At 63.8% G+C, this 17,965-nt stretch carries 17 protein-coding genes; 9 read left to right on the top strand and 8 right to left on the bottom strand.

The window, feature by feature from the left end; genetic code table 11:
• Nucleotides 1–33: 33 nt before the first annotated feature.
• Genes glcF through HV823_RS13200 form a run of 3 tightly spaced genes read right to left on the bottom strand, consistent with a single transcriptional unit; the run spans nt 34 to nt 3,976 of the window.
• The gene (glcF, locus tag HV823_RS13210) at nt 34–1,332 is read right to left on the bottom strand and encodes a glycolate oxidase subunit GlcF (protein ID WP_176950191.1); all 1,299 of its coding nucleotides are present in this window, start codon (nt 1,330–1,332) and stop codon (nt 34–36) included.
• Entirely contained in the window at nt 1,332–2,543 is a 1,212-nt protein-coding gene (locus tag HV823_RS13205) for an FAD-binding protein (protein WP_176950190.1), read from the bottom strand. The genes glcF and HV823_RS13205 overlap by 1 nt, the downstream gene beginning before the upstream one ends.
• Nucleotides 2,540–3,976: an FAD-linked oxidase C-terminal domain-containing protein gene (locus tag HV823_RS13200; RefSeq protein WP_176950189.1), complete on the bottom strand. Its 1,437-nt coding sequence runs from the start codon at nt 3,974–3,976 to the stop codon at nt 2,540–2,542. The genes HV823_RS13205 and HV823_RS13200 overlap by 4 nt, the downstream gene beginning before the upstream one ends.
• Before the next feature lie 108 nt (nt 3,977–4,084).
• Between HV823_RS13200 and HV823_RS13195 the strand changes: the two genes are divergently transcribed.
• Nucleotides 4,085–4,996, top strand: coding sequence for a LysR substrate-binding domain-containing protein (locus HV823_RS13195; RefSeq protein ID WP_176950188.1), 912 nt, complete (start codon nt 4,085–4,087; stop codon nt 4,994–4,996).
• A 364-nt stretch (nt 4,997–5,360) separates the two neighbouring features.
• Here HV823_RS13195 and HV823_RS13190 read toward each other — a convergent pair whose 3' ends face one another.
• Nucleotides 5,361–5,540 (bottom strand): hypothetical protein, encoded by a 180-nt coding sequence (locus HV823_RS13190; protein WP_176950187.1) that lies wholly within the window; start codon nt 5,538–5,540, stop codon nt 5,361–5,363.
• Here HV823_RS13190 and HV823_RS13185 point away from each other — a divergent pair.
• On the top strand, nt 5,539–6,171 hold the full coding sequence (locus HV823_RS13185) for a CatB-related O-acetyltransferase (protein ID WP_176950186.1): 633 nt from the start codon (nt 5,539–5,541) through the stop codon (nt 6,169–6,171). The genes HV823_RS13190 and HV823_RS13185 overlap by 2 nt on opposite strands.
• An 86-nt stretch (nt 6,172–6,257) precedes the next feature.
• Here HV823_RS13185 and HV823_RS13180 read toward each other — a convergent pair whose 3' ends face one another.
• The gene (locus HV823_RS13180) at nt 6,258–6,455 is read right to left on the bottom strand and encodes a hypothetical protein (protein ID WP_176950185.1); all 198 of its coding nucleotides are present in this window, start codon (nt 6,453–6,455) and stop codon (nt 6,258–6,260) included.
• A gap of 387 nt (nt 6,456–6,842) precedes the next feature.
• On the bottom strand, nt 6,843–8,120 hold the full coding sequence (locus HV823_RS13175; RefSeq protein WP_176950184.1) for a DUF3422 family protein: 1,278 nt from the start codon (nt 8,118–8,120) through the stop codon (nt 6,843–6,845).
• Between the two features lie 142 nt (nt 8,121–8,262).
• Here HV823_RS13175 and HV823_RS13170 point away from each other — a divergent pair, with 142 nt between their 5' ends.
• The 6 genes from HV823_RS13170 (at nt 8,263) to HV823_RS13145 (ending at nt 14,604) form a co-directional block, all read left to right on the top strand.
• Nucleotides 8,263–9,072, top strand: a complete 810-nt coding sequence (locus HV823_RS13170; protein WP_176950183.1) for an FCD domain-containing protein — start codon at nt 8,263–8,265, stop codon at nt 9,070–9,072.
• A gap of 134 nt (nt 9,073–9,206) precedes the next feature.
• The gene (locus HV823_RS13165; protein WP_246301300.1) at nt 9,207–9,728 is read left to right on the top strand and encodes an NUDIX hydrolase; all 522 of its coding nucleotides are present in this window, start codon (nt 9,207–9,209) and stop codon (nt 9,726–9,728) included.
• A 64-nt stretch (nt 9,729–9,792) separates the two neighbouring features.
• A complete protein-coding gene (locus tag HV823_RS13160; protein ID WP_176950182.1) occupies nt 9,793–11,295 on the top strand; it encodes an inorganic phosphate transporter in 1,503 nt (500 codons plus the stop codon).
• An 11-nt stretch (nt 11,296–11,306) separates the two neighbouring features.
• A complete protein-coding gene (locus HV823_RS13155; RefSeq protein WP_176950181.1) occupies nt 11,307–12,044 on the top strand; it encodes a 16S rRNA (uracil(1498)-N(3))-methyltransferase in 738 nt (245 codons plus the stop codon).
• Between the two features lie 184 nt (nt 12,045–12,228).
• The gene (locus HV823_RS13150; RefSeq protein ID WP_176950180.1) at nt 12,229–13,602 is read left to right on the top strand and encodes a glutamate--cysteine ligase; all 1,374 of its coding nucleotides are present in this window, start codon (nt 12,229–12,231) and stop codon (nt 13,600–13,602) included.
• Nucleotides 13,603–13,728: 126 nt separating this feature from the next.
• The gene (locus HV823_RS13145; protein WP_176950179.1) at nt 13,729–14,604 is read left to right on the top strand and encodes a DUF937 domain-containing protein; all 876 of its coding nucleotides are present in this window, start codon (nt 13,729–13,731) and stop codon (nt 14,602–14,604) included.
• A gap of 98 nt (nt 14,605–14,702) precedes the next feature.
• Here HV823_RS13145 and HV823_RS13140 read toward each other — a convergent pair whose 3' ends face one another.
• Nucleotides 14,703–14,999, bottom strand: a complete 297-nt coding sequence (locus tag HV823_RS13140; RefSeq protein ID WP_176950178.1) for a YjiS-like domain-containing protein — start codon at nt 14,997–14,999, stop codon at nt 14,703–14,705.
• A 273-nt stretch (nt 15,000–15,272) separates the two neighbouring features.
• Here HV823_RS13140 and HV823_RS13135 point away from each other — a divergent pair, with 273 nt between their 5' ends.
• Complete coding sequence (locus tag HV823_RS13135; protein WP_176950177.1) at nt 15,273–16,226, top strand: LysR substrate-binding domain-containing protein; 954 nt, start codon at nt 15,273–15,275, stop codon at nt 16,224–16,226.
• Between the two features lie 180 nt (nt 16,227–16,406).
• Here HV823_RS13135 and katA read toward each other — a convergent pair whose 3' ends face one another.
• Nucleotides 16,407–17,891: a catalase KatA gene (katA, locus tag HV823_RS13130; protein WP_176950176.1), complete on the bottom strand. Its 1,485-nt coding sequence runs from the start codon at nt 17,889–17,891 to the stop codon at nt 16,407–16,409.
• Nucleotides 17,892–17,965 lie beyond the last annotated feature (74 nt).

The raw sequence follows: 17,965 nt of genomic DNA, 5'->3' as shown, positions 1-17,965 counted from the left end.
GGTGGAGATAAGGGAGGGCGGCGGCCGGTCACCTCACCCCAAAAGCGCCGGCTTTTCCCCGCCATAGGCCCAGTCGAGAAGCTCGATCGTGTGGACGATCGGCACCTCGGTGCCGGTGGCGATCTGGGTGATGCAGCCGATGTTGCCGGTGGCGATCACATCGGGCTTGGTCGCCTCGAGGTTCCGGACCTTGCGGGCCTTCAGCTTCTGCGAAATTTCCGGCTGCAGGATGTTGTAGGTGCCGGCCGAGCCGCAGCACAGATGGCCTTCCGCCGGATCGCGCACGGTGAAGCCCGCGTTCTTCAGAAGCGTCTTCGGCAGCATGGTGATCTTCTGGCCGTGCTGCATGGAGCAGGCGGAGTGATAGGTGACGTTGACGCGCTTCATCTCCTGCTGCGGCAGGTCGAGGGTCGCAAGATATTCCGTCACGTCCTTGGCGAGTGCCGACACGCGCGCTGCCTTCTCCGCGTAGGCTGCATCGTGGCGCAGCATGAAGCCGTAATCCTTGATGGTCGTGCCGCAGCCCGAGGCGGTGATGATGATCGCGTCGAGACCGCCGTTGTCGACCTCGCGCAGCCACACGTCGACATTGCGGCGCGCGGCTTCCAGCGCCTGCGCCTCGCGGCCCATGTGATGGACGAGCGAGCCGCAGCAGACTTCGCCGGCAGGCGCCACGACCTCGACGCCGAGGCGCGTCAGGAGGCGGATCGTCGCCTCGTTGATCTCCGGCTTCAGCACCGGCTGGGCGCATCCCGACAGGATCGCCACCCGGCCGCGACGGGCGCCGGCTGCCATGTGCGTGCCGGGACGGGCGCTCGGCGAGGGCCGCGGAACCTTGCGCGGCGCCAGGTCCAGCATGGCGCCGAACGCCTCCAGCCCCTTCACCTTTTTCAGGAAGCCGGCCAGGGGTCGGCCAAGGGCTGCGGCGTGCAGGGCCATGCGGAAGCGCGCGGGATAGGGCAGAACGGCGGCAAGCACGTTGCGCGTCACGCGGTTCCAGAACGGCCGCCGATAGGTGTTTTCGATATGCATACGGGCATGATCGACGAGGTGCATGTAGTCGACGCCCGAAGGACAGGTGGTCGCGCAGGACAGGCACGACAGGCAGCGATCGATGTGGGTGACGACCTGCTCGTCCGCCGGACGGCCGTTCTCCAGCATGTCCTTGATCAGGTAAATGCGCCCGCGCGGGCTGTCGAGCTCGTTGCCGAGCGTGACATAAGTCGGACAGGTGGCGGTGCAGAACCCGCAATGGACGCATTTGCGCAGGATCTTTTCCGACGTTGCGACGTGCGGATCGGCAAGCTGCTCAGCGGTGAAATTGGTCTGCATCAGTACCGCGCCCCGGTCGCGACATTTCCGGCGAAGATCCCGGCCGGATCGAATTTTTCCTTGATCCGCGCATTCAGCGCCTCGATCGCCTCGCCTTGTGGCTGGGTGACCTGCGTCGCCGCCATCACGTCTGCTGCGGCGCGAAGCAGGGTGGCATGCCCTCCCCCCAGCGCCTTGATGTAGCGGCGAACGAGTTCCGCTTCTGGATCGGCCTCCATCCGCAGCCATACCAGGCCGCCCTGCCAGTCATAGAAGGCATCGACACCGGTTTCGAGCCGCAGGGCTGCGACCAGTTGGTGGCCCGCGGTCGGGGCGACGGATATGCGCCAGACCGGCCGCGCGGTGCCGTCGGCGAAAGCGTGGACGTCGCGGATCTCGCGCCAGAGCTGGGCGGTATCGGCGGGATCCAGCGTGCCGACCGGACCAAAGGAGGCCATCGCGGCCGTCAATTTCTCGGCCCTCACGGAAACGGAGGCGGAAAGCCCTTCCAGCCGAAGCACGGTGGCGGCACCATCGGCGAGCCGCCCGCCGAGGAAACGCCCGCGCACGCTTTCGGGCAGGTGCGCCGCTCCCGACACTTCCACCGACATCGACATGGCCGTCGCCATGGCGGCCGCCGCCTGTGCATCGTTGAGGTCCGAGACCACGACGGTGAGCGCGGTTTCAGGCACCGGCAGGAGGCGGAAGGTGACTTCCGTCATAAAGGCAAGCGTGCCGAACGAACCCGCCATAAGCTTGGCAAGGTCCAGGCCGGTGACGTTCTTCATCACCCGGCCGCCGGCCTTGACGATCTCGCCGGAGCCGTTGACGAAGCGAACGCCCAGCAGGCTGTCGCGGGCCGCACCGGCGACGAAGCGACGCGGGCCGGAGGCATTGGTGGCGAAGACGCCGCCGATCGTGGGAATGCCGCCGGTACCGAGCAACGCCCGGACGTCCAGCGGCTCGAAACTGAGCATCTGCCGGCATTCAGAAAGGGCTGCCTCGACGTCGTCGAGGGGCGTTCCGGACTTGGCCGTCATGGTCATTTCGGCCGGATTGTAGGCGACGATGCCCGACAGGCTGGCGGAAGAGAGAATATCGTGGCCGGCACCGCCGGCAGACAGCGTGCGCGTGCCGCCACCACGGATTTCCAGCGGAGAGGATGCGGCCACGGCGGCACGGATGATCCGGGAGGTGGCCTCCTCGGACAGGGGATCGTGGATGACGCTCATGCGGCCGGCCGCCCTTCCAGGGGGAAGACTTTCGAGGGATTGAGGATCCATTGCGGATCGAAGGCCGCGCGCACGGCCATTTGCTGGTTCAGGTCGACCTCGGCATACTGATGCCGCATCAGGTCGCGCTTCTCGATGCCCACGCCGTGCTCGCCGGTCAGGCAGCCGCCGACATCGACGCAGAGCTTGAGGATCTCGTTGCCCGCCTGCTCGGCACGCGCCGCATCCTCGGGATCGTTGGCGTTGAACAGGATCAGCGGGTGCATGTTGCCGTCGCCGGCGTGGAAGACGTTGGCGACGCGCAGGCCGTGGCGCTCGATGATCTCGGCGGTGCCGCGCAGCACATGCGGCAGCTGGCTCAGCGGCACCGTTCCGTCCATGCAGATATAGTCGGCGACCCGCCCGGTAGCACCGAAGGCCGACTTGCGGCCTTTCCAGATCAGCGCGGCCTGGGTGGCGGACTGGCTCTCCTTGACCACCTTGACGCCATGGCGCCGGGCGATCTCGATGATCGCCCTGAGCATGTCGTCCATCTCCGTCTCGGAGCCCTCGACCTCGACGATCAGCAACGCCTCGACATCGTCGGGGTAGCCGGCGCCGGCGAAGGCCTCGCAGATGGAGATCGCCGGCCTGTCCATGAATTCGATCGCGACGGGAATGATGCCGGCGCCGATGATGTCGGCCACGCAGGCGCCGGCGTCCTCCGAACTGTCGAAGCCGAAGAGCACCGGCCGCGCTCCTTCCGGCTTGGCGATCAGCCGAACCGTCGCCTCGGTGACGATGCCGAGCTGGCCCTCCGAGCCGCAGACGATGCCGAGCAGGTCGAGGCCGGGCGCGTCGAGCGCCTTGCCGCCGAGTTCGATCACGGTACCGTCCACGAGCACCATTTTCACGCCGAGCAGGTTGTTCGTCGTCACGCCGTATTTCAGGCAATGGGCGCCGCCGGAGTTCATGCCGATGTTGCCGCCGATCGTGCAGGCAAGTTGCGAGCTCGGGTCAGGCGCATAGAAATAGCCGTCGGGCGACACGGCATCGGAGATCGCAAGGTTGGTGACGCCGGCCTGCACCGTCGCGGTGCGGTTGGCATAGTCGATATCGATGATGCGCGACATCTTGGAAAGGCCGATCACGACCGCGTCTTCCTGCGGAATGGCGCCGCCGGCGAGCGAGGTGCCCGCGCCGCGCGGCACCACGGGTATGCCGTAGCGATGACAGTACTTCATCACCGCGGCCACCTGCGCCGTCGTCTCCGGCAGGGCAACTGCGAGCGGGACGCGCCGGTAGGACACGAAGGCATCGGTCTCGAAGGGAACGAGCTCGCGCGGCTCGTGCACCAGACAGCCTTCCGGAAGCAGATCCAGCAGGTCGCCGACGATCTCGTCGCGTCGCGCCAGCACTGCTGCCTTAGGCGGCAGAAAGCCGATCTGCTCCATCCCCGACCTCCCGATTGATATCAAAATGGTATTTTTTCTTTACCACTTTGCGGAGGGGCAGGCAAATGCTAAGCACCTTTTCCACTACGGCGAAAGTGGAGCGCATTTGTGACAAACCTGGGCGACCTCGAAATTTTCTCGCGCGTGGTGACGACCGGCAGCATGTCTGCGGCCGGGCGCGCGCTCGGCCTTTCGCCGGCCGTCATCTCCAAGCGCATCAAGCGCCTGGAGGAGCGGCTCGGCACGCGGCTCTTGCAGCGCACAACCCGGCAAATCTCGCTGACGGAGGCCGGCCAGGGCTTTCATCAGCGCATCCTCGGCATCCTTGCCGGCATCGAGGAGGCGGAAGCGTTCGCGTCGGGGCGCGCCGGCGCGATGAAGGGGATGCTGAAGGTTTCGGCGCCCACCTCTTTCGGCCGCCTGCACATCGCGCCGCACCTGAAGGGGTTCATGGATGCCAACCCGGAACTGGTCGTCAATCTTCTGCTGACCGACGATTTCTCCGACATCGTCGGCGAAGGGCTGGATCTGGCGATCCGCATCGGCGACCTCCAGGACTCCTCGCTCGTGGCGCGGCGGCTGGCGCCCGTCAGACGCATCCTCGTCGCCGCCCCTTCCTATCTCGAACGGCATGGCGCGCCGGATGGCATCGCCGATCTCGGAAGCCACGTCTGCATACCGCCGCACAGCCAGGACGTCTGGCGGCTCGAGGGGCCGGACGGTCCGGTCTCCTACCGTCCGCAGGGATCGCTGATCACCAATTCCAGCGAAGTGGTGCGCGAGGCGGTGATCGCCGGCATGGGGATCGCGCTGCGCTCGACCTGGGACATTGGCGAGGAACTTCGCGACGGCAGGCTCGTGCAGGTGCTGCCGCAATACGAAGGCTCGCGTAACGTCGTGCTCTCGGCAATCTACGCCAGCCGCCAGTTCCTGCCGGCCAAGGTCCGCGTGTTCATCGACTACCTGGCCGACCTCTACGGCCCGGCGCCCTACTGGGAGACGGGAGCGGCGGTACGCTGAGCGCAGGCTTCACGCGGCAGACTGCAACATGTCCGCAACGGGTCCCGAATGCCGACGTCGCCGCGCCTGCTTCGCGCCAAAAGGAGCCGTCTCCCGCGGGGGATAGAGTCGGTCTTTATCGGTCAAGGCAGGACGGCCGGCGTGCTCTCGCGGCAGCAACGTGACGTCAATCGGTTGCCCGACCCCGTTCTAGAGATAACGGCAGTCGCGTCCTCAGGTCTTTTGGCAGACCGGAGACATTTAGTCCAACCCAACTCAGCATAAAATGGCACCGGCCGCTTCGCGCCAATAGGAGACATCATCCATCATGCAACGACCGGCTGGATCGGGGCCGAGAGACGTCTGCCGCTCAACGCCGAAGCGGTCATCGTGATCCTGTACTTGGGACCTTCTCATGAAAACTATTCATGGAAGCGATAAGGGCGGCAAGCTCGATTTGACGCCTTAGCTGCGATATCGTCGGTCCGCTCAGATATTCAAGATTATCCATCGCGCCGAGACCTTCCCGTTGCGCGGCAATCGGCCAGTCGAAAAGGTTCTCCATGTTGCTGCTCGATGCGGACGCAATCCACCCAATCACTCTACCTGACGGCAGAGTCTATTCGGACACGGTTTACCTGAAGAACGTTATTGACCATCCGCGTATTGAGGTCGGCGACTTCAGCTATTTCACGCATTCTGGAACACCGGAAGAAACGGCCCAGATACTGGCACCCTATCTCGGTCACGCATGTCGCGAGCGGCTGGTGATTGGCAAATTTGTGCAGATTGCTCGGGGCAGTTATTTCATAACCAGTTCGGCCAATCATCCAATGACTGGTTTCACGACATATCCATTTCGGATCTTCAAGCCCGAGACATTTGGCTACAAGGACCTGCCTGTCAGAGACACGGTCGTCGGCCATGACGTGTGGATCGGCCACGACGCAGCAATCATGCCAGGCGTGCGCATTGGTGCGGGCGCAATCGTGGCCGCAGCCTCGGTTGTCGCTCGCGATGTACCACCTTATGCAGTGGTTGGTGGCAATCCGGCCGCCGTTATTAGAATGCGTTATCCCGCCGAGGTGATAAACGACCTTCTCGAAATTGCCTGGTGGGATTGGTCGATCGAGAAGATCGAAGCCAATTTGACATCCTTGAGCAATGGTGACCTGGCCGCTCTCAAGATCGCTTAGCGTCGGAACTGCCGTCTCGTCGCGTCTCCTTTGGGCCTTCTAGCGGTCGTTGTCCGGCAATGAATGCTTTCAGAGAAGACACCTACCTACTTCACGTGCCCGATGATGCGGAAACCTTGCTCGGTTGTTTCAATGGGGAAGAGCTTTCCCGTGGCTTCGATCGCGGCTAGCATAGCATCGATGTCTTGCGGTACGCGTTCCGCAGCCACATTGTTCGGCCGCTCTTTAACCACGATACGCCTAAACTCAATCCGCTCGATCTCCACCAAGGGATAAATATTCAAAGGCGAAAATCTATATAGTCATGAGGCGAATACAATCCTGGAAATACAGGAGACCATTCCTTTTGATTGCCGACGAATTATACTCCGACGCCTTTTACATCGATATCCGCGGCCGCCAACACTTCGAAAACCGTTCGCCATTTTGTGCTGGACATGAGAGAAGCCGCATAGCTTTTTGCTACCTCTTTCTTCGCGCTTGGTCGGAGCGCGTTCAAATCTATCGGCGGTTCGCGTCTCTTTTTCATCAGGTCCCCTGATCGTCCTATGTCACCCGCTCTCGATGTGTCGATGATCGCACGCGCTTCAGGAATTTCCGGCCAAGCTGTGCTGTCTCGATTTCTGTTCGGGTGTGCCATCATGACAGCGACCAAACGTCTGCAGCCGCGATCAGTGCGCGTCCTCTTCTGCATGCTTGCGCCGGATAGCGCGCACCAGCAGCCACATGCCTAACACCACCACAGGGACCGACAACCCGGTCAGCGTCTCCGGCTTGACGGGCAGGCCGAGGCCGTGCGCCGCCTTCGCCAGATAGCCGAACAGGCCGACGACGTAATAGGAGATCGCCGCGACCGACAACCCCTCCACCGTCTGCTGCAGGCGCAGCTGCAGCTTGGCGCGCCGGTCCATCGAATTCAGCAAGGTGGCGTTCAGTTGCTCGAGCTCGACGTCGATCCAGCTTCGCAGAAGCGCGGTCGCACGAGCTAGCTTGCGCGAAAGGTTCGCCTGGCGCTCCTCCACCGACTGGCAGGTGCGCATGGCGGGTGCCAACCGGCGCTCCAGGAAGAAGCCGAGCGTCTCGTAGCCCGGCGTGGCGACTTCGGCGAGCGTGCGCACGCGTTCCTGGACGATGCCGTAATAGGCGCGGCTGGCGCCAAACCGATAGAGGCTGAGGGCGGCATTGGCCTCCAGCTCGGCAGCAAGCCGCGTAATCTCCGTCAGCATCGTATCCGCCTCGTCACGGGCGTGCTGCTTCATGCGCTGGGTGACGGCGGTCAGCCCGTCCTCGATACGGCGGATCTCCGGCGACAGCGACTGAGCCAGCGGCAGCCCCATCATCGCAAGCGTGCGGTAGGTCTCGATATCCAGCAGTCGCTGGACCAGTGCGCCGCGTCCCGCCTCACTCATGCCGCGGTCGATGACGAGGATCTGCGTCAGCCCATCGCCGTTCTGGCGGAAGTCGGTGACGATGACCGCCTGCCCGTCCTTCACCTCGCTGTAGCAGAGGCTGGTCGGATCGAAGACCGAGATCGCATCCCGCGTCTGCGGCGTATCCGGGCGGATTTCCAGGCGGATGCCGGAGATCAGCGTGCCGGGCGGCGAAAAGCTGTCGCCGAAGGGATGCACCGGCACCACGTCGCCGAACCGCTCCGGCACCGGGCAATCCCAGAAATAGGTCGAGAACTCGGTGTGCCGCTCCCAGCGCAGCGTGCCCTGCCCCCAGCTCATTGCGTGATGGCTGGCGTCGCGGGCCGGCGGCGAGACCCCGCGCGAGCGCGACAGGTCCGCGAGAACCGCATGGTCCACCGTCGATCCGCCTTCGGTCAGGAAGGCGAGCTGGAAGATGACGCGCGGCGACGGCACCAGGGTGTAGGGTCTTGCGTGTATCTCGCCCAGCGCCTGGGCGCGCTGCGCCGCGGGCGGAAAAGCAAAGCTTCCCTTTGTCATGCCTTGTCGTCCCCTCTCGGCATCGTCTGCCGCCTGTTTAGCAAACCGCAATTCGGGAAGGAAACGGCGCTTTGACGCATCCAGAGAAATTCCTGCTGGACAAGTTTATTGACCAGTCGTTCCCGGCTGCTATCTTTCGCACATGGAGACCTCGTCCGCACGCCACGCCCTGGATCTGTTCGCCCGCGTCAGCCACGGCCGCACGGCGGACGAAGTGGTGCGCCAGATCGAGCTTCTGCTGCTGGAAGGCGTGCTCCGGGACGGCGACCGGCTGCCCGGTGAACGCGAACTGTCGCAGCGCTTCGACGTGTCGCGCCCGATCCTGCGCGAGGCGCTGAAGGAACTGGAGGCGCGCGGCCTGCTCGTCAGCCATCACGGCGGCGGCACTTACGTTGCCGACATCATCGGCCAAGTCTTTTCGCGCCCGGTCGTCGAGCTGATCGCACGCCACCAGCGCGCCACCGCCGACTACCTCGAATACCGGCGGGCGCTGGAGGGGATCACGGCGGAGCTTGCCGCGCAGCGCGCAACCGACATCGACCGCCAGGTGCTCAAGGGCATCGTCGCGGACATGCGCAGGGCCCATGCGAGCGGACGCTTCGAAGACGAGCTTGCGGCGGACGTCGATTTTCATAATGCCATAGGCGAGGCCGCCCACAACATCATCCTGCTGCACACGCTGCGGTCCTGCTACCGGCTTCTCGAACAGGGCATTTTCTTCCACCGCCACCTGGTCTTCGCCTCCGATCATGCCCGCAGCCAGCTTCTTTCCCAGCACGAAGCGATCTGCGCGGCGATCGTGCGCGCCGACCCGCCCGCCGCCCGGGCGGCCGCAGAGGCCCATATCGACCATATTGCCGAGGCGATCCGCGAGGCGGAGCGCACCGGTGAGTGGCAGCGGATCTCGCAACTCAGGATGCAGCAGCGCAACGCTGCGGGAAAAAGCGACTAGCACCGCCGTTTTTTGCCCGTTTTTTCCGCCTATCGCAAATCGCGACCTGAGCGCGGCGTTTACAGGCACGCAAATGCGCTCATACTTCAGCCATCCTGCGTCAACGAATCAGCCTGACAAGCGGCTGGAAAGGAATGAAGAAAAAAGTGAGCCTCGTGCACCGTATCGCCAGCGACGTGCGACTGATGTTCCGGCGGCCCGCGCGGATGCAATATTCGGCGCTCTGCTACCGCTACAAGAAGAAGCGTGGCCAGATCGAAGTGCTGGTGATCACCAGCCGCGACACGGGCCGGTGGGTGATCCCAAAGGGCTGGCCGATGGAGGGCAAGCCCGCATGGGCAGTGGCCGAGCAGGAGGCCTACGAGGAGGCCGGCGTCAAGGGCACGGTCCACCAGGAAGCGATCGGCTACTACATGTACGACAAGGGAATTTCCAAGGGGCTGACAGTTCCCTGCAAGGTCAACGTCTACGCACTGGAAGTGGACGACCTGTGCAAGAACTTTCCCGAAAAGAGCCAGCGCAAGCTCGAATGGGTCACCTGCGCGGAAGCCGCCGCGCGCGTGGCGGAACCGGGCCTCAAGCAGCTTATCCGCCGGTTCGAGGAAGCCTTTCAGGCGGCGCAGCCGCTCCCCGCGGCGAAAAAAGCGTCGGCGTGAACCTTACACGCGTATTGCTCTCGCGGTCCTGAGGCATTAGTGCACCGTGACCTTGGAGCACTCCATGCAGAATTCCCCCAAACGGCTGACCAAGCCCACACTGGACAAGGACCTCGACAAGCTGACGCGTGTCGAGGAGGCGGCGCATTTCGTCTCGCGCGGCCTCGTTGCCCCCGGCATCGGAATGATCTTCCTGGCGCTTGCGATGATCGTGGCCGGCTCCTACGTCATCGATCTGCCGGGGGCTGCCATCATCGTCGCCGGCGCGGCACTCGCCGCCTACATGGCGATGAACATCGGCGCGAACGACGTCGCGAACAATGTCAGCCCCGCCGTGGGCTCGCGCGCGCTCACCATGGGAGCTGCGCTGGTCATCGCGGCGATCTTCGAGACGCTCGGGGCGATGATCGCGGGGCAGAATGTCGTCGCAACGATTTCGGAAGGCATCATCCCGCCCTCGTCGATGCCGGCGTCGACGCTCATCTGGGCGATGCTGGCCGCATTGCTGGCGGCTGCGGGCTGGATCAACGTCGCAACACGCCTGGGAGCGCCGATCTCGACGACGCACGCCATCGTCGGCGCCGTCATGGGCGCGGGCATTGCGGCCGCCGGGCCCACCTCGGTCGACTGGGCGCTGATGTCCGGCATCGCCACGAGTTGGGTCGTCTCGCCGCTGCTGGGCGGCATGATCGCCGCGCTGTTCCTCTTCTTCATCAAGGAAACGATCGTCTACCGCGACGACAAGATCGTCGCGGCACGGCGCTGGGTGCCAGTGTTGATCGGCCTGATGACCGGCAGCTTCGCCGCCTATCTCCTGATCAGCCCGCTGGCGCACATGACGGATCTCGGTCTTGGCCAATCACTGCTTGTCGGCGTTGCCACCGGCGGGCTCGTCTACGCGGTAAGCATTCCCTACATCGCCCGCCAGTCGATCGGGCTTGAGAACCGCAACCAGTCCCTTCGCACCCTTTTCCGCGTGCCGCTGATCTTTTCCGCCGTCCTGCTCTCCTTCGCCCACGGCGCAAACGACGTTTCGAACGCAATCGGGCCGCTGGCGGCTATCGTGCACGCGACGGACAACCTGCAGGCGGCAAGCGGCGACGGCCTGCCGCGATGGGTGATGCTGATCGGCGCGCTCGGCATCGCAATCGGCCTCTTGCTGTTCGGGCCGAAGCTGATCGACATCGTCGGCAAGGACATCACCAAGCTCAACCCGATGCGGGCCTACTGCGTCGCACTTTCGGCCGCCGTCACGGTGCTCGTGGCAACCGCCCTCGGCATGCCGGTGAGTTCGACGCACGTCGCAGTTGGCTCCGTCTTCGGCGTCGGCTTCTTCCGTGAGTGGTACACAAGACACGCGCGGCGGCGCCTCGACTACATCCGCAAGCGCGGCGGGATGGTCGCAAGCGAAGACCCGGAAGACAACAATCCCGAGGAAACTCGGCGGCGCCGGCTGGTGCGCCGATCGCACTTCATGACCATCATCGCCGCATGGATCATCACGGTGCCGCTGACTGCAATGTCGGGGGCGATCGTGTTCGGCATCCTCAATGCGCTCTTCGGCTGACGGAAAACACAATGCGCGCCAACTACCGTATGCAACGCCTCTTCGTGGAAGCAGATCTTGCCGCCGGCACCGCCTTCGAAGCGTCGAAGGACCAGTTCCACTATCTCGCCAACGTGCTGAGGCTGGAGGAAGGATCGGAACTGCTGGTCTTCAACGGCCGGGACGGCGAATGGACGGCCGCGGCCTCCTATCCGACCCGAAAACGCCTGCTGCTGACCGCCACTCTGCAGGTGCGGCCGCAGCCCGCGGCCTGCGACCTGCACTATCTCTTTGCGCCGCTGAAGGTCGGCAGGCTCGACTATCTCGTCCAGAAGGCGGTGGAGATGGGCGCCGGCCTGCTGCAGCCCGTCATGACGCAGCACGTGCAGGGCAAGATCACCAGCATCGAGCGCATCGAGGCAAACGTCGTGGAAGCGGCCGAGCAATGCGGCATCCTCTCCATTCCCGCCGTGGGCGCGCCGAGAAAACTCGAGGAGCTGCTGCAGGACTGGCCGCAGGATCGCCGTCTCATCTTTTGCGACGAGGGGCACGACAGCCAGAACCCGCTTGCCGCGCTCAAGGCGATCACTGAACGCAAGCTCGCCCTTCTCGTCGGCCCGGAAGGCGGCTTTTCCGACGCAGAACGGAGTTTGCTGCGCGGACTGCCTTTTGTGACCGCGATCCCGCTCGGCCCGCGCATCCTGCGGGCCGATACCGCCGCCGTCGCCGCGATGGCGGTGATCCAGGCGACCATCGGCGACTGGAAATAGCCGGCCGCATGCCGCCTCGAAATGGCCCACCAACCGGCTGCGACAACGGCTGGTCCGCGAACGGTGTTTCTGTTTTTTTGAAGGCATCTTGAAAGAAATTTGCTTGCACCGCACTTAATTACGGTTCAAGCACCCTCACCTGCCTGACCTTCCGGTCCGGCTCCACCTCTTTAAGAAGACGCCCATGGCTCGCGATACCACCGACCAGACGCCGGTTCGCTCGACGGCGGAATTGACCGACTATCTCGCCTCCGGCTGCAAGCCGAAGGCGGATTTCCGCATCGGAACGGAACATGAGAAGTTCGTCTTCTTCACCGCCGACAACAGCCCCGTTCCCTATTTCGGCGAACGCAGCATCTCGGCGCTCTTGACCGGCATGCAGGCCAAGACCGGCTGGGAACCGATCATGGACGGCGACAACATCATCGGGCTTGCAGGGCCCTCCGGCGCCGGCGCGATCTCGCTGGAGCCGGGCGGCCAGTTCGAGCTTTCCGGCGCGCCGCTCGCAAACCTCCACCAGACCTGCAAGGAATCCAACCAGCACCTGGCGACGCTGCGCGAGATTGCCGAACCGCTCGGCATCCGCTTCCTCGGCATGGGCGGCAGCCCGAAGTGGACGCTGGCAGAGACGCCGGTCATGCCCAAGTCGCGCTACGAAATCATGACGCGCTACATGCCGAAGGTCGGCAGCCACGGCCTGGACATGATGTACCGCACCTGCACGATCCAGGTGAATCTCGACTTCTCCTCCGAAGAAGACATGCGCCGCAAGATGCAGGTGTCGCTGAAACTGCAATCGCTCGCGACCGCGCTTTTCGCCTCGTCTCCGTTTACCGACGGCAAGCCGAACGGCCTGCTTTCCTGGCGCGGCGAGATCTGGCGCGACACCGACAACAATCGTTCCGGCATCATCCCCTTCGCGTTCTCCGCCGATTTCGGCTTCAAGGACTATGTCGAGTGGGCGCTGGACGTGCCGATGTACTTTGTCGTGCGCGACGGCAAGTATCACGACTGCACGCATGTCACCTTCCGCCAGTTCATGGCAGGCGCCTTGAAGGGCGAAATCGCCGACTGGGAGCCCAACATGGGCGACTGGACCAACCACCTCTCGACGTTGTTCCCCGACGTACGACTGAAGCGCTTCCTGGAAATGCGCGGCGCCGATGGCGGCCCCTGGCGACGCATCTGTGCGCTGCCGGCCTTCTGGGTCGGGTTGCTCTACGACGACACCGCACTTCTCGCCGCCGAAGACCTGACGCGCGACTGGACCGTGGACGAGGTTTCGGCCCTGCGTGACGCAGTCCCTTCGCAGGGGCTGAACGCGCGGCATCGCGGGATTGCGCTGTGGGACATCGCCCGCGAGGTGATTTCGATCTCCCGTTCCGGGCTCGCGGCGAGAAACCGCCTCAACGGCGACGGCGTGGACGAAACGATCTTCCTCTCGCCGCTGGACGAGGTCCTGGCCAAGAAGTCGACGCTCGCCGAGGACATGCTCGCCCTCTACAACGGCCGCTGGAACCGCTCCGTCGAGCCGGTCTTCACCGACTATCAGTACTGACGCCGCTGCGGCCGGGCTGCCTCAAGAATCCGGTTCCAGTCATCTCCGTTGTCGTTATAGTGCAAGGACATGCATCTGCATGTGCCGGGGCGCGAACCCGCCCGCACAATGACGAAAGGATCGGCTATGATCGCACTGTACGATTTGATGCTGAAGGCCCAGAACGGCAGTGCTCTGGACGTGATGGCAAAGCAGTTCGGGCTGGCGCAGCAACAGGCGAACGAGGCGATCTCGGCGCTGATGCCGGCCTTTTCCGAAGGCATGAAGCGCAGCACCATGAACCCCTACGATTTCGGCGGCTTCATGAAGGCGCTGTCTTCGGGTGATCACGTCAAGTATTTCGAGGACGTGACGAAGGCTTTCAGCCCCAAGGGCATCGCGGAGGGCAACGACCTGCTCGGCCAGTTCTTCGGCTCCAAGGACGTGTCGCGGGCGATTGCCGCCCAGGCGGCACAGATGACCGGCATTGGCCAGGAAATCTACAAGCAGATGCTGCCAGTCGTCGCCAACACGCTGATGGGCGGATTGTTCAAGCAGTCGACGGCGCCGTTCCTCGGCGCCCCGCAACCGGGCGCGGACAATCCCTGGGCTGTCGTCATGCAGCAATGGATGGAAGCGACCGGCATGGCGAAGAAGCCCGACCCCCAGGGCTTCGCCAACCCGTTCAACAATCCCTTCACGCAGGCTTTCTTCGGGACAGGGACCGAGAAGAAAGCACCTCAGGATCCCTTTGCGGACAATCCCTTCACAAAGGCGTTTTCCGACATGATGACGGCGATGAGTGGCGGAAAAACCGAAAGCCCGCCCGCGCCGGAGAAGGGCGCAACGCCGGCCGATTCGCTGACGACCTTCGTCAACACCCTGTTCGATGCGGGTCTGGAGATGCAGAAGGACTATCAGAAGAACATCGAAAACATCTTCAACACGATGAACAAGGCGCAGGAGAGCGACGCTGCGTCGAAGGCGGATCCGAAAAAGGGCGCGCCCGACAAGGACAAATAGTCCGGGCATGAAAAAACCCGGCGGGACCGCGAACGGTCACACGCCGGGCAAGCGGCAGGGTTATTGGCTCTCACCCTGCGGGGAAGCTGGGAACGGCCTCAGTCGCGGCGACCGTTCCGGAGATAGCGTTGCGCGCGTTCGCGCGATGCGATCGTCAGATGCAGGCCGGGATCGGCAAAGAACGTCGACGTCAGCGCGTCCTTCACGTCCGACCGCTCGAGCCCGATGTCGCGCAGCTGCCAGTCGTCGAAATCGTGAAGCCGGTTCACGGCGGCACGGTTTCGCCATGTACGCATCGCACGGACGGCAAACAGGAAAAGGCGAGAGGTCCGCGAGGGAGCGGGCCCGCGCGCGGCGGCGATGTCGAGGTCTATACGGCTGTCGATGGTGCGCATGGCATTTTCTCCTTTCCGGTGCGCTGCGCCGCATTGGGCCCAATTACGCACGCGTGATGTGTTCACCGGCCGCGGATCGGCAGGCGTCAAAAGATTTAGGTCTTCGCAAATAAGTCCCATCCCGGCTGGAGGCCGTACGGGATTGTATTCGTCCCCAAGATTGTCATCGCTGATGCGCTGTTCACCTTGCCGACCCTTTGTCGCAAAATGACATTGATCAGTCCAACGAATGTTTTTAATAGTATCTATCAAACCCTCTGATGGAACATGGCCATGTCCGCTCCGCTAGACATCGATCAACTGCAGACCTTCGTCGCAATCGCCGATACCGGATCCTTCACGAAGGCCGCGGATCGCGTATTCAAGACCCAATCCGCCGTATCCATGCAGATGCGCCGGCTGGAAGAGCGCATCGGCAAGCAGCTGTTCATGAAGGACGGCCGCGGCAACCGCCTGACCGCGGAGGGGGAGCGGCTTTTGAACTTCGCGCGGCGGATGATCCGCCTCAACAACGAGGCGATCGCGGCCTTCGACGACAACCGTCTCGAAGGCACCCTGCGCATCGGCACGCCCGACGACTATGCCGACCGCTACATGCCCGAAATCATCATGCGGTTTGCCAAGACGCATCCCAATGTCGAACTCTACATCGTCTGCGAGCCGTCCGTGGATCTGGCCGAGAAGATGAACAAGGGCGAACTGGACATCGCGCTCGTGACGCATAACCCGCGGCTTCGCCATTCGGACGTGGTCCGGACGGAGCCGCTTTGCTGGGTCATGTCCGCAAACCACCCGCTGCCGGAAAATACACCTGTGCCGCTCGCCGTCGGCCGGCGCGACTGTCAGTGGCGGCAGATCGCCTGCGGCGCGCTCGATTCGGTGGGGCGTGAATACCAGGTGCTGTTTACGAGCTGGTCATCGACGGTCGTCGCTGCCGCCGTCATGGCCGGCATGGCCGTCTCCGTGCTGCCGGAATCGGCACTGCGGCCGGGCATGCGCGTGCTGACGCAGGCCGACGGTTTCCCGCCGCTGGCGCCGGTGCAGATCGGCATCATGAAGCGCGCGGGCATGTCGACATCGCTGATGAACGCAATCACCAGCCACATCACCGCCTGTCTCGACAACATCTCCCCGCTTGCCGTCAACGACGACCTGCCCGATGCCGAGGTCAAGACTTTCCCGCGCCTGCCGCGGCTGCGACCGGGGCACATCCTGCCGGGCTGGTAAGCGGCGGGCAGGCGGCGCCCTTACCGGGCACATTGATGGTGTTCGCATCGAGCAGGCCGGTCTTGCCGGCAGAGGTCCCACGCAACCTCCCACGCCATCCAGTCATGCAAAAAGCCGGGCCTTGCGACCCGGCTTTCTTCTGTCTCACATCTGCCGTCGGCGCACGGAACGGGTGCTTGCCTACTCGGCGGCCGTGCTGATCGTGTCTGCCTCGTAGCCGTGTGCGGATTTCAGCGCGGCGCGCACGCCGGCCTCATAGTCCGGATGCACCTGCTTGTAGTGCGCGAGCTGGCGTTCGATGATGGCGCCCGGCACGCCGCCCATGGCGGCTGCGATGTTCGAGAACAGGCGCGCCTTCTGCTCGTCGTTGAACAGATTGAAAAGCGCGCGTGGCTGCGAGTAGTCGTCGTTGCCGATGCGGTGGTTGTAGCGGTCCATGTCGCCGGAGACCTTCAGCGGCGGCTCCTTGGCCGACGGCAGCTCGGCGGCCGACCCCGAGACCGAGTTCGGCTCGTAGTAGGCATCGACATTGCCGGTCTTCTGGCCGAAGAAGTTCATCTGCCCGTCCTTGTGGTAGTGATGGACGGGACAGCGCGGGGCGTTGACCGGAAGCGCCTCGTAGTGCGTGCCGAGCCGGTGGCGGTGGGCGTCTGCATAGGAGAATACGCGCGCCTGAAGCATCTTGTCCGGCGAATGGCTGATGCCGGGAACGATGTTGGAGGGCGAAAACGCCACCTGCTCGATCTCGGCGAAATAGTTCTCCGGGTTGCGGTTCAGCTCCATCACGCCGACGTCGATCGGCGGATAGTCCGCATGCGGCCAGACCTTGGTGAGATCGAAGGGGTTATAGGGCGTCTTGTCCGCGTCGGCTTCAGGCATGATCTGCACCTGCAGCGTCCAGCGCGGGAACTCGCCTTTCTCGATCGCGCCGAAGAGCGCTTCCTGGTAGCCCTCGCGGGTTTTGCCGATGACGCCTTCGGCGACTTCGTTGGTGTAGTGCTCGTGGCCCTGCTGGGTCTTGAAGTGGAACTTTACCCAGAAGCGCTCGCCGGCATCGTTCCACAGCGAATAGGTGTGCGAGCCATAACCGTTCATATGCATCGGGGTGACAGGCAGGCCGCGGTCAGAGAACAGGATCGTGGTCTGGTGCAGGCTTTCGGGCGACAGCGACCAGAAGTCCCACATCGCGGTCGGCGAACGCAGGTTGGTCTTCGGATGGCGCTTCTGCGTGTGGATGAAGTCGGGGAACTTGTAGGGATCGCGGACGAAGAAGACCGGCGTGTTGTTGCCGACCAGATCCCAGTTGCCTTCCTCGGTGTAGAACTTCAGTGCGAAACCGCGCACGTCGCGCTCGTGGTCGGCGGCCCCAAGTTCGCCCGCGACGGTGGAGAAGCGGGCGATCATCGGCGTCTCGGCGCCGGGCTGCAGCGCCTTGGCGCGGGTATATTTCGAGATGTCGCCGGTGATCTTCAGCGTGCCGTATGCACCCCAGCCCTTGGCATGAACGACGCGCTCGGGGATGCGCTCGCGGTTCTGGTGGGCGAGTTTCTCGAGGAGCTGGTAGTCCTGGATCATCACGCCGCCGCGCGGGCCGGCCGTCAGCGAGTTCTGGTTGTCACTTATCGGCGCACCGGCCGTGGTGGTCATTGTCGGTCGATCTGACATGGGATCCTCCTGTTTCTCGTCGCATCCATTGCCGAAAGGCTGCCCGGCCGAAGCCGCGGCCCTTCCAACCTAGG

It is taken from the genome of Mycoplana rhizolycopersici (assembly GCF_013378445.1).
Classification (GTDB): domain Bacteria; phylum Pseudomonadota; class Alphaproteobacteria; order Rhizobiales; family Rhizobiaceae; genus Mycoplana; species Mycoplana rhizolycopersici.
The sequence above is the reverse complement of the archived record's forward strand: the minus strand, read 5'-3'. Positions and strand labels throughout refer to the sequence as shown.

What these genes read in the sequence shown, in the direction of transcription:
- HV823_RS13200 (WP_176950189.1), bottom strand. Translation starts at nt 3,976, where the DNA reads ATGGAGCAGATCGGCTTTCTGCCGCCTAAGGCAGCAGTGCTGGCGCGA.
- HV823_RS13145 (WP_176950179.1), top strand. Translation starts at nt 13,729, where the DNA reads ATGATCGCACTGTACGATTTGATGCTGAAGGCCCAGAACGGCAGTGCT.
- glcF (WP_176950191.1), bottom strand. Translation starts at nt 1,332, where the DNA reads ATGCAGACCAATTTCACCGCTGAGCAGCTTGCCGATCCGCACGTCGCA.
- HV823_RS13175 (WP_176950184.1), bottom strand. Translation starts at nt 8,120, where the DNA reads ATGACAAAGGGAAGCTTTGCTTTTCCGCCCGCGGCGCAGCGCGCCCAG.
- HV823_RS13150 (WP_176950180.1), top strand. Translation starts at nt 12,229, where the DNA reads ATGGCTCGCGATACCACCGACCAGACGCCGGTTCGCTCGACGGCGGAA.
- HV823_RS13160 (WP_176950182.1), top strand. Translation starts at nt 9,793, where the DNA reads ATGCAGAATTCCCCCAAACGGCTGACCAAGCCCACACTGGACAAGGAC.
- HV823_RS13205 (WP_176950190.1), bottom strand. Translation starts at nt 2,543, where the DNA reads ATGAGCGTCATCCACGATCCCCTGTCCGAGGAGGCCACCTCCCGGATC.
- HV823_RS13190 (WP_176950187.1), bottom strand. Translation starts at nt 5,540, where the DNA reads ATGGAGAACCTTTTCGACTGGCCGATTGCCGCGCAACGGGAAGGTCTC.
- HV823_RS13170 (WP_176950183.1), top strand. Translation starts at nt 8,263, where the DNA reads ATGGAGACCTCGTCCGCACGCCACGCCCTGGATCTGTTCGCCCGCGTC.
- katA (WP_176950176.1), bottom strand. Translation starts at nt 17,891, where the DNA reads ATGTCAGATCGACCGACAATGACCACCACGGCCGGTGCGCCGATAAGT.
- HV823_RS13165 (WP_246301300.1), top strand. Translation starts at nt 9,207, where the DNA reads ATGAAGAAAAAAGTGAGCCTCGTGCACCGTATCGCCAGCGACGTGCGA.
- HV823_RS13135 (WP_176950177.1), top strand. Translation starts at nt 15,273, where the DNA reads ATGTCCGCTCCGCTAGACATCGATCAACTGCAGACCTTCGTCGCAATC.
- HV823_RS13185 (WP_176950186.1), top strand. Translation starts at nt 5,539, where the DNA reads ATGTTGCTGCTCGATGCGGACGCAATCCACCCAATCACTCTACCTGAC.
- HV823_RS13140 (WP_176950178.1), bottom strand. Translation starts at nt 14,999, where the DNA reads ATGCGCACCATCGACAGCCGTATAGACCTCGACATCGCCGCCGCGCGC.
- HV823_RS13155 (WP_176950181.1), top strand. Translation starts at nt 11,307, where the DNA reads ATGCGCGCCAACTACCGTATGCAACGCCTCTTCGTGGAAGCAGATCTT.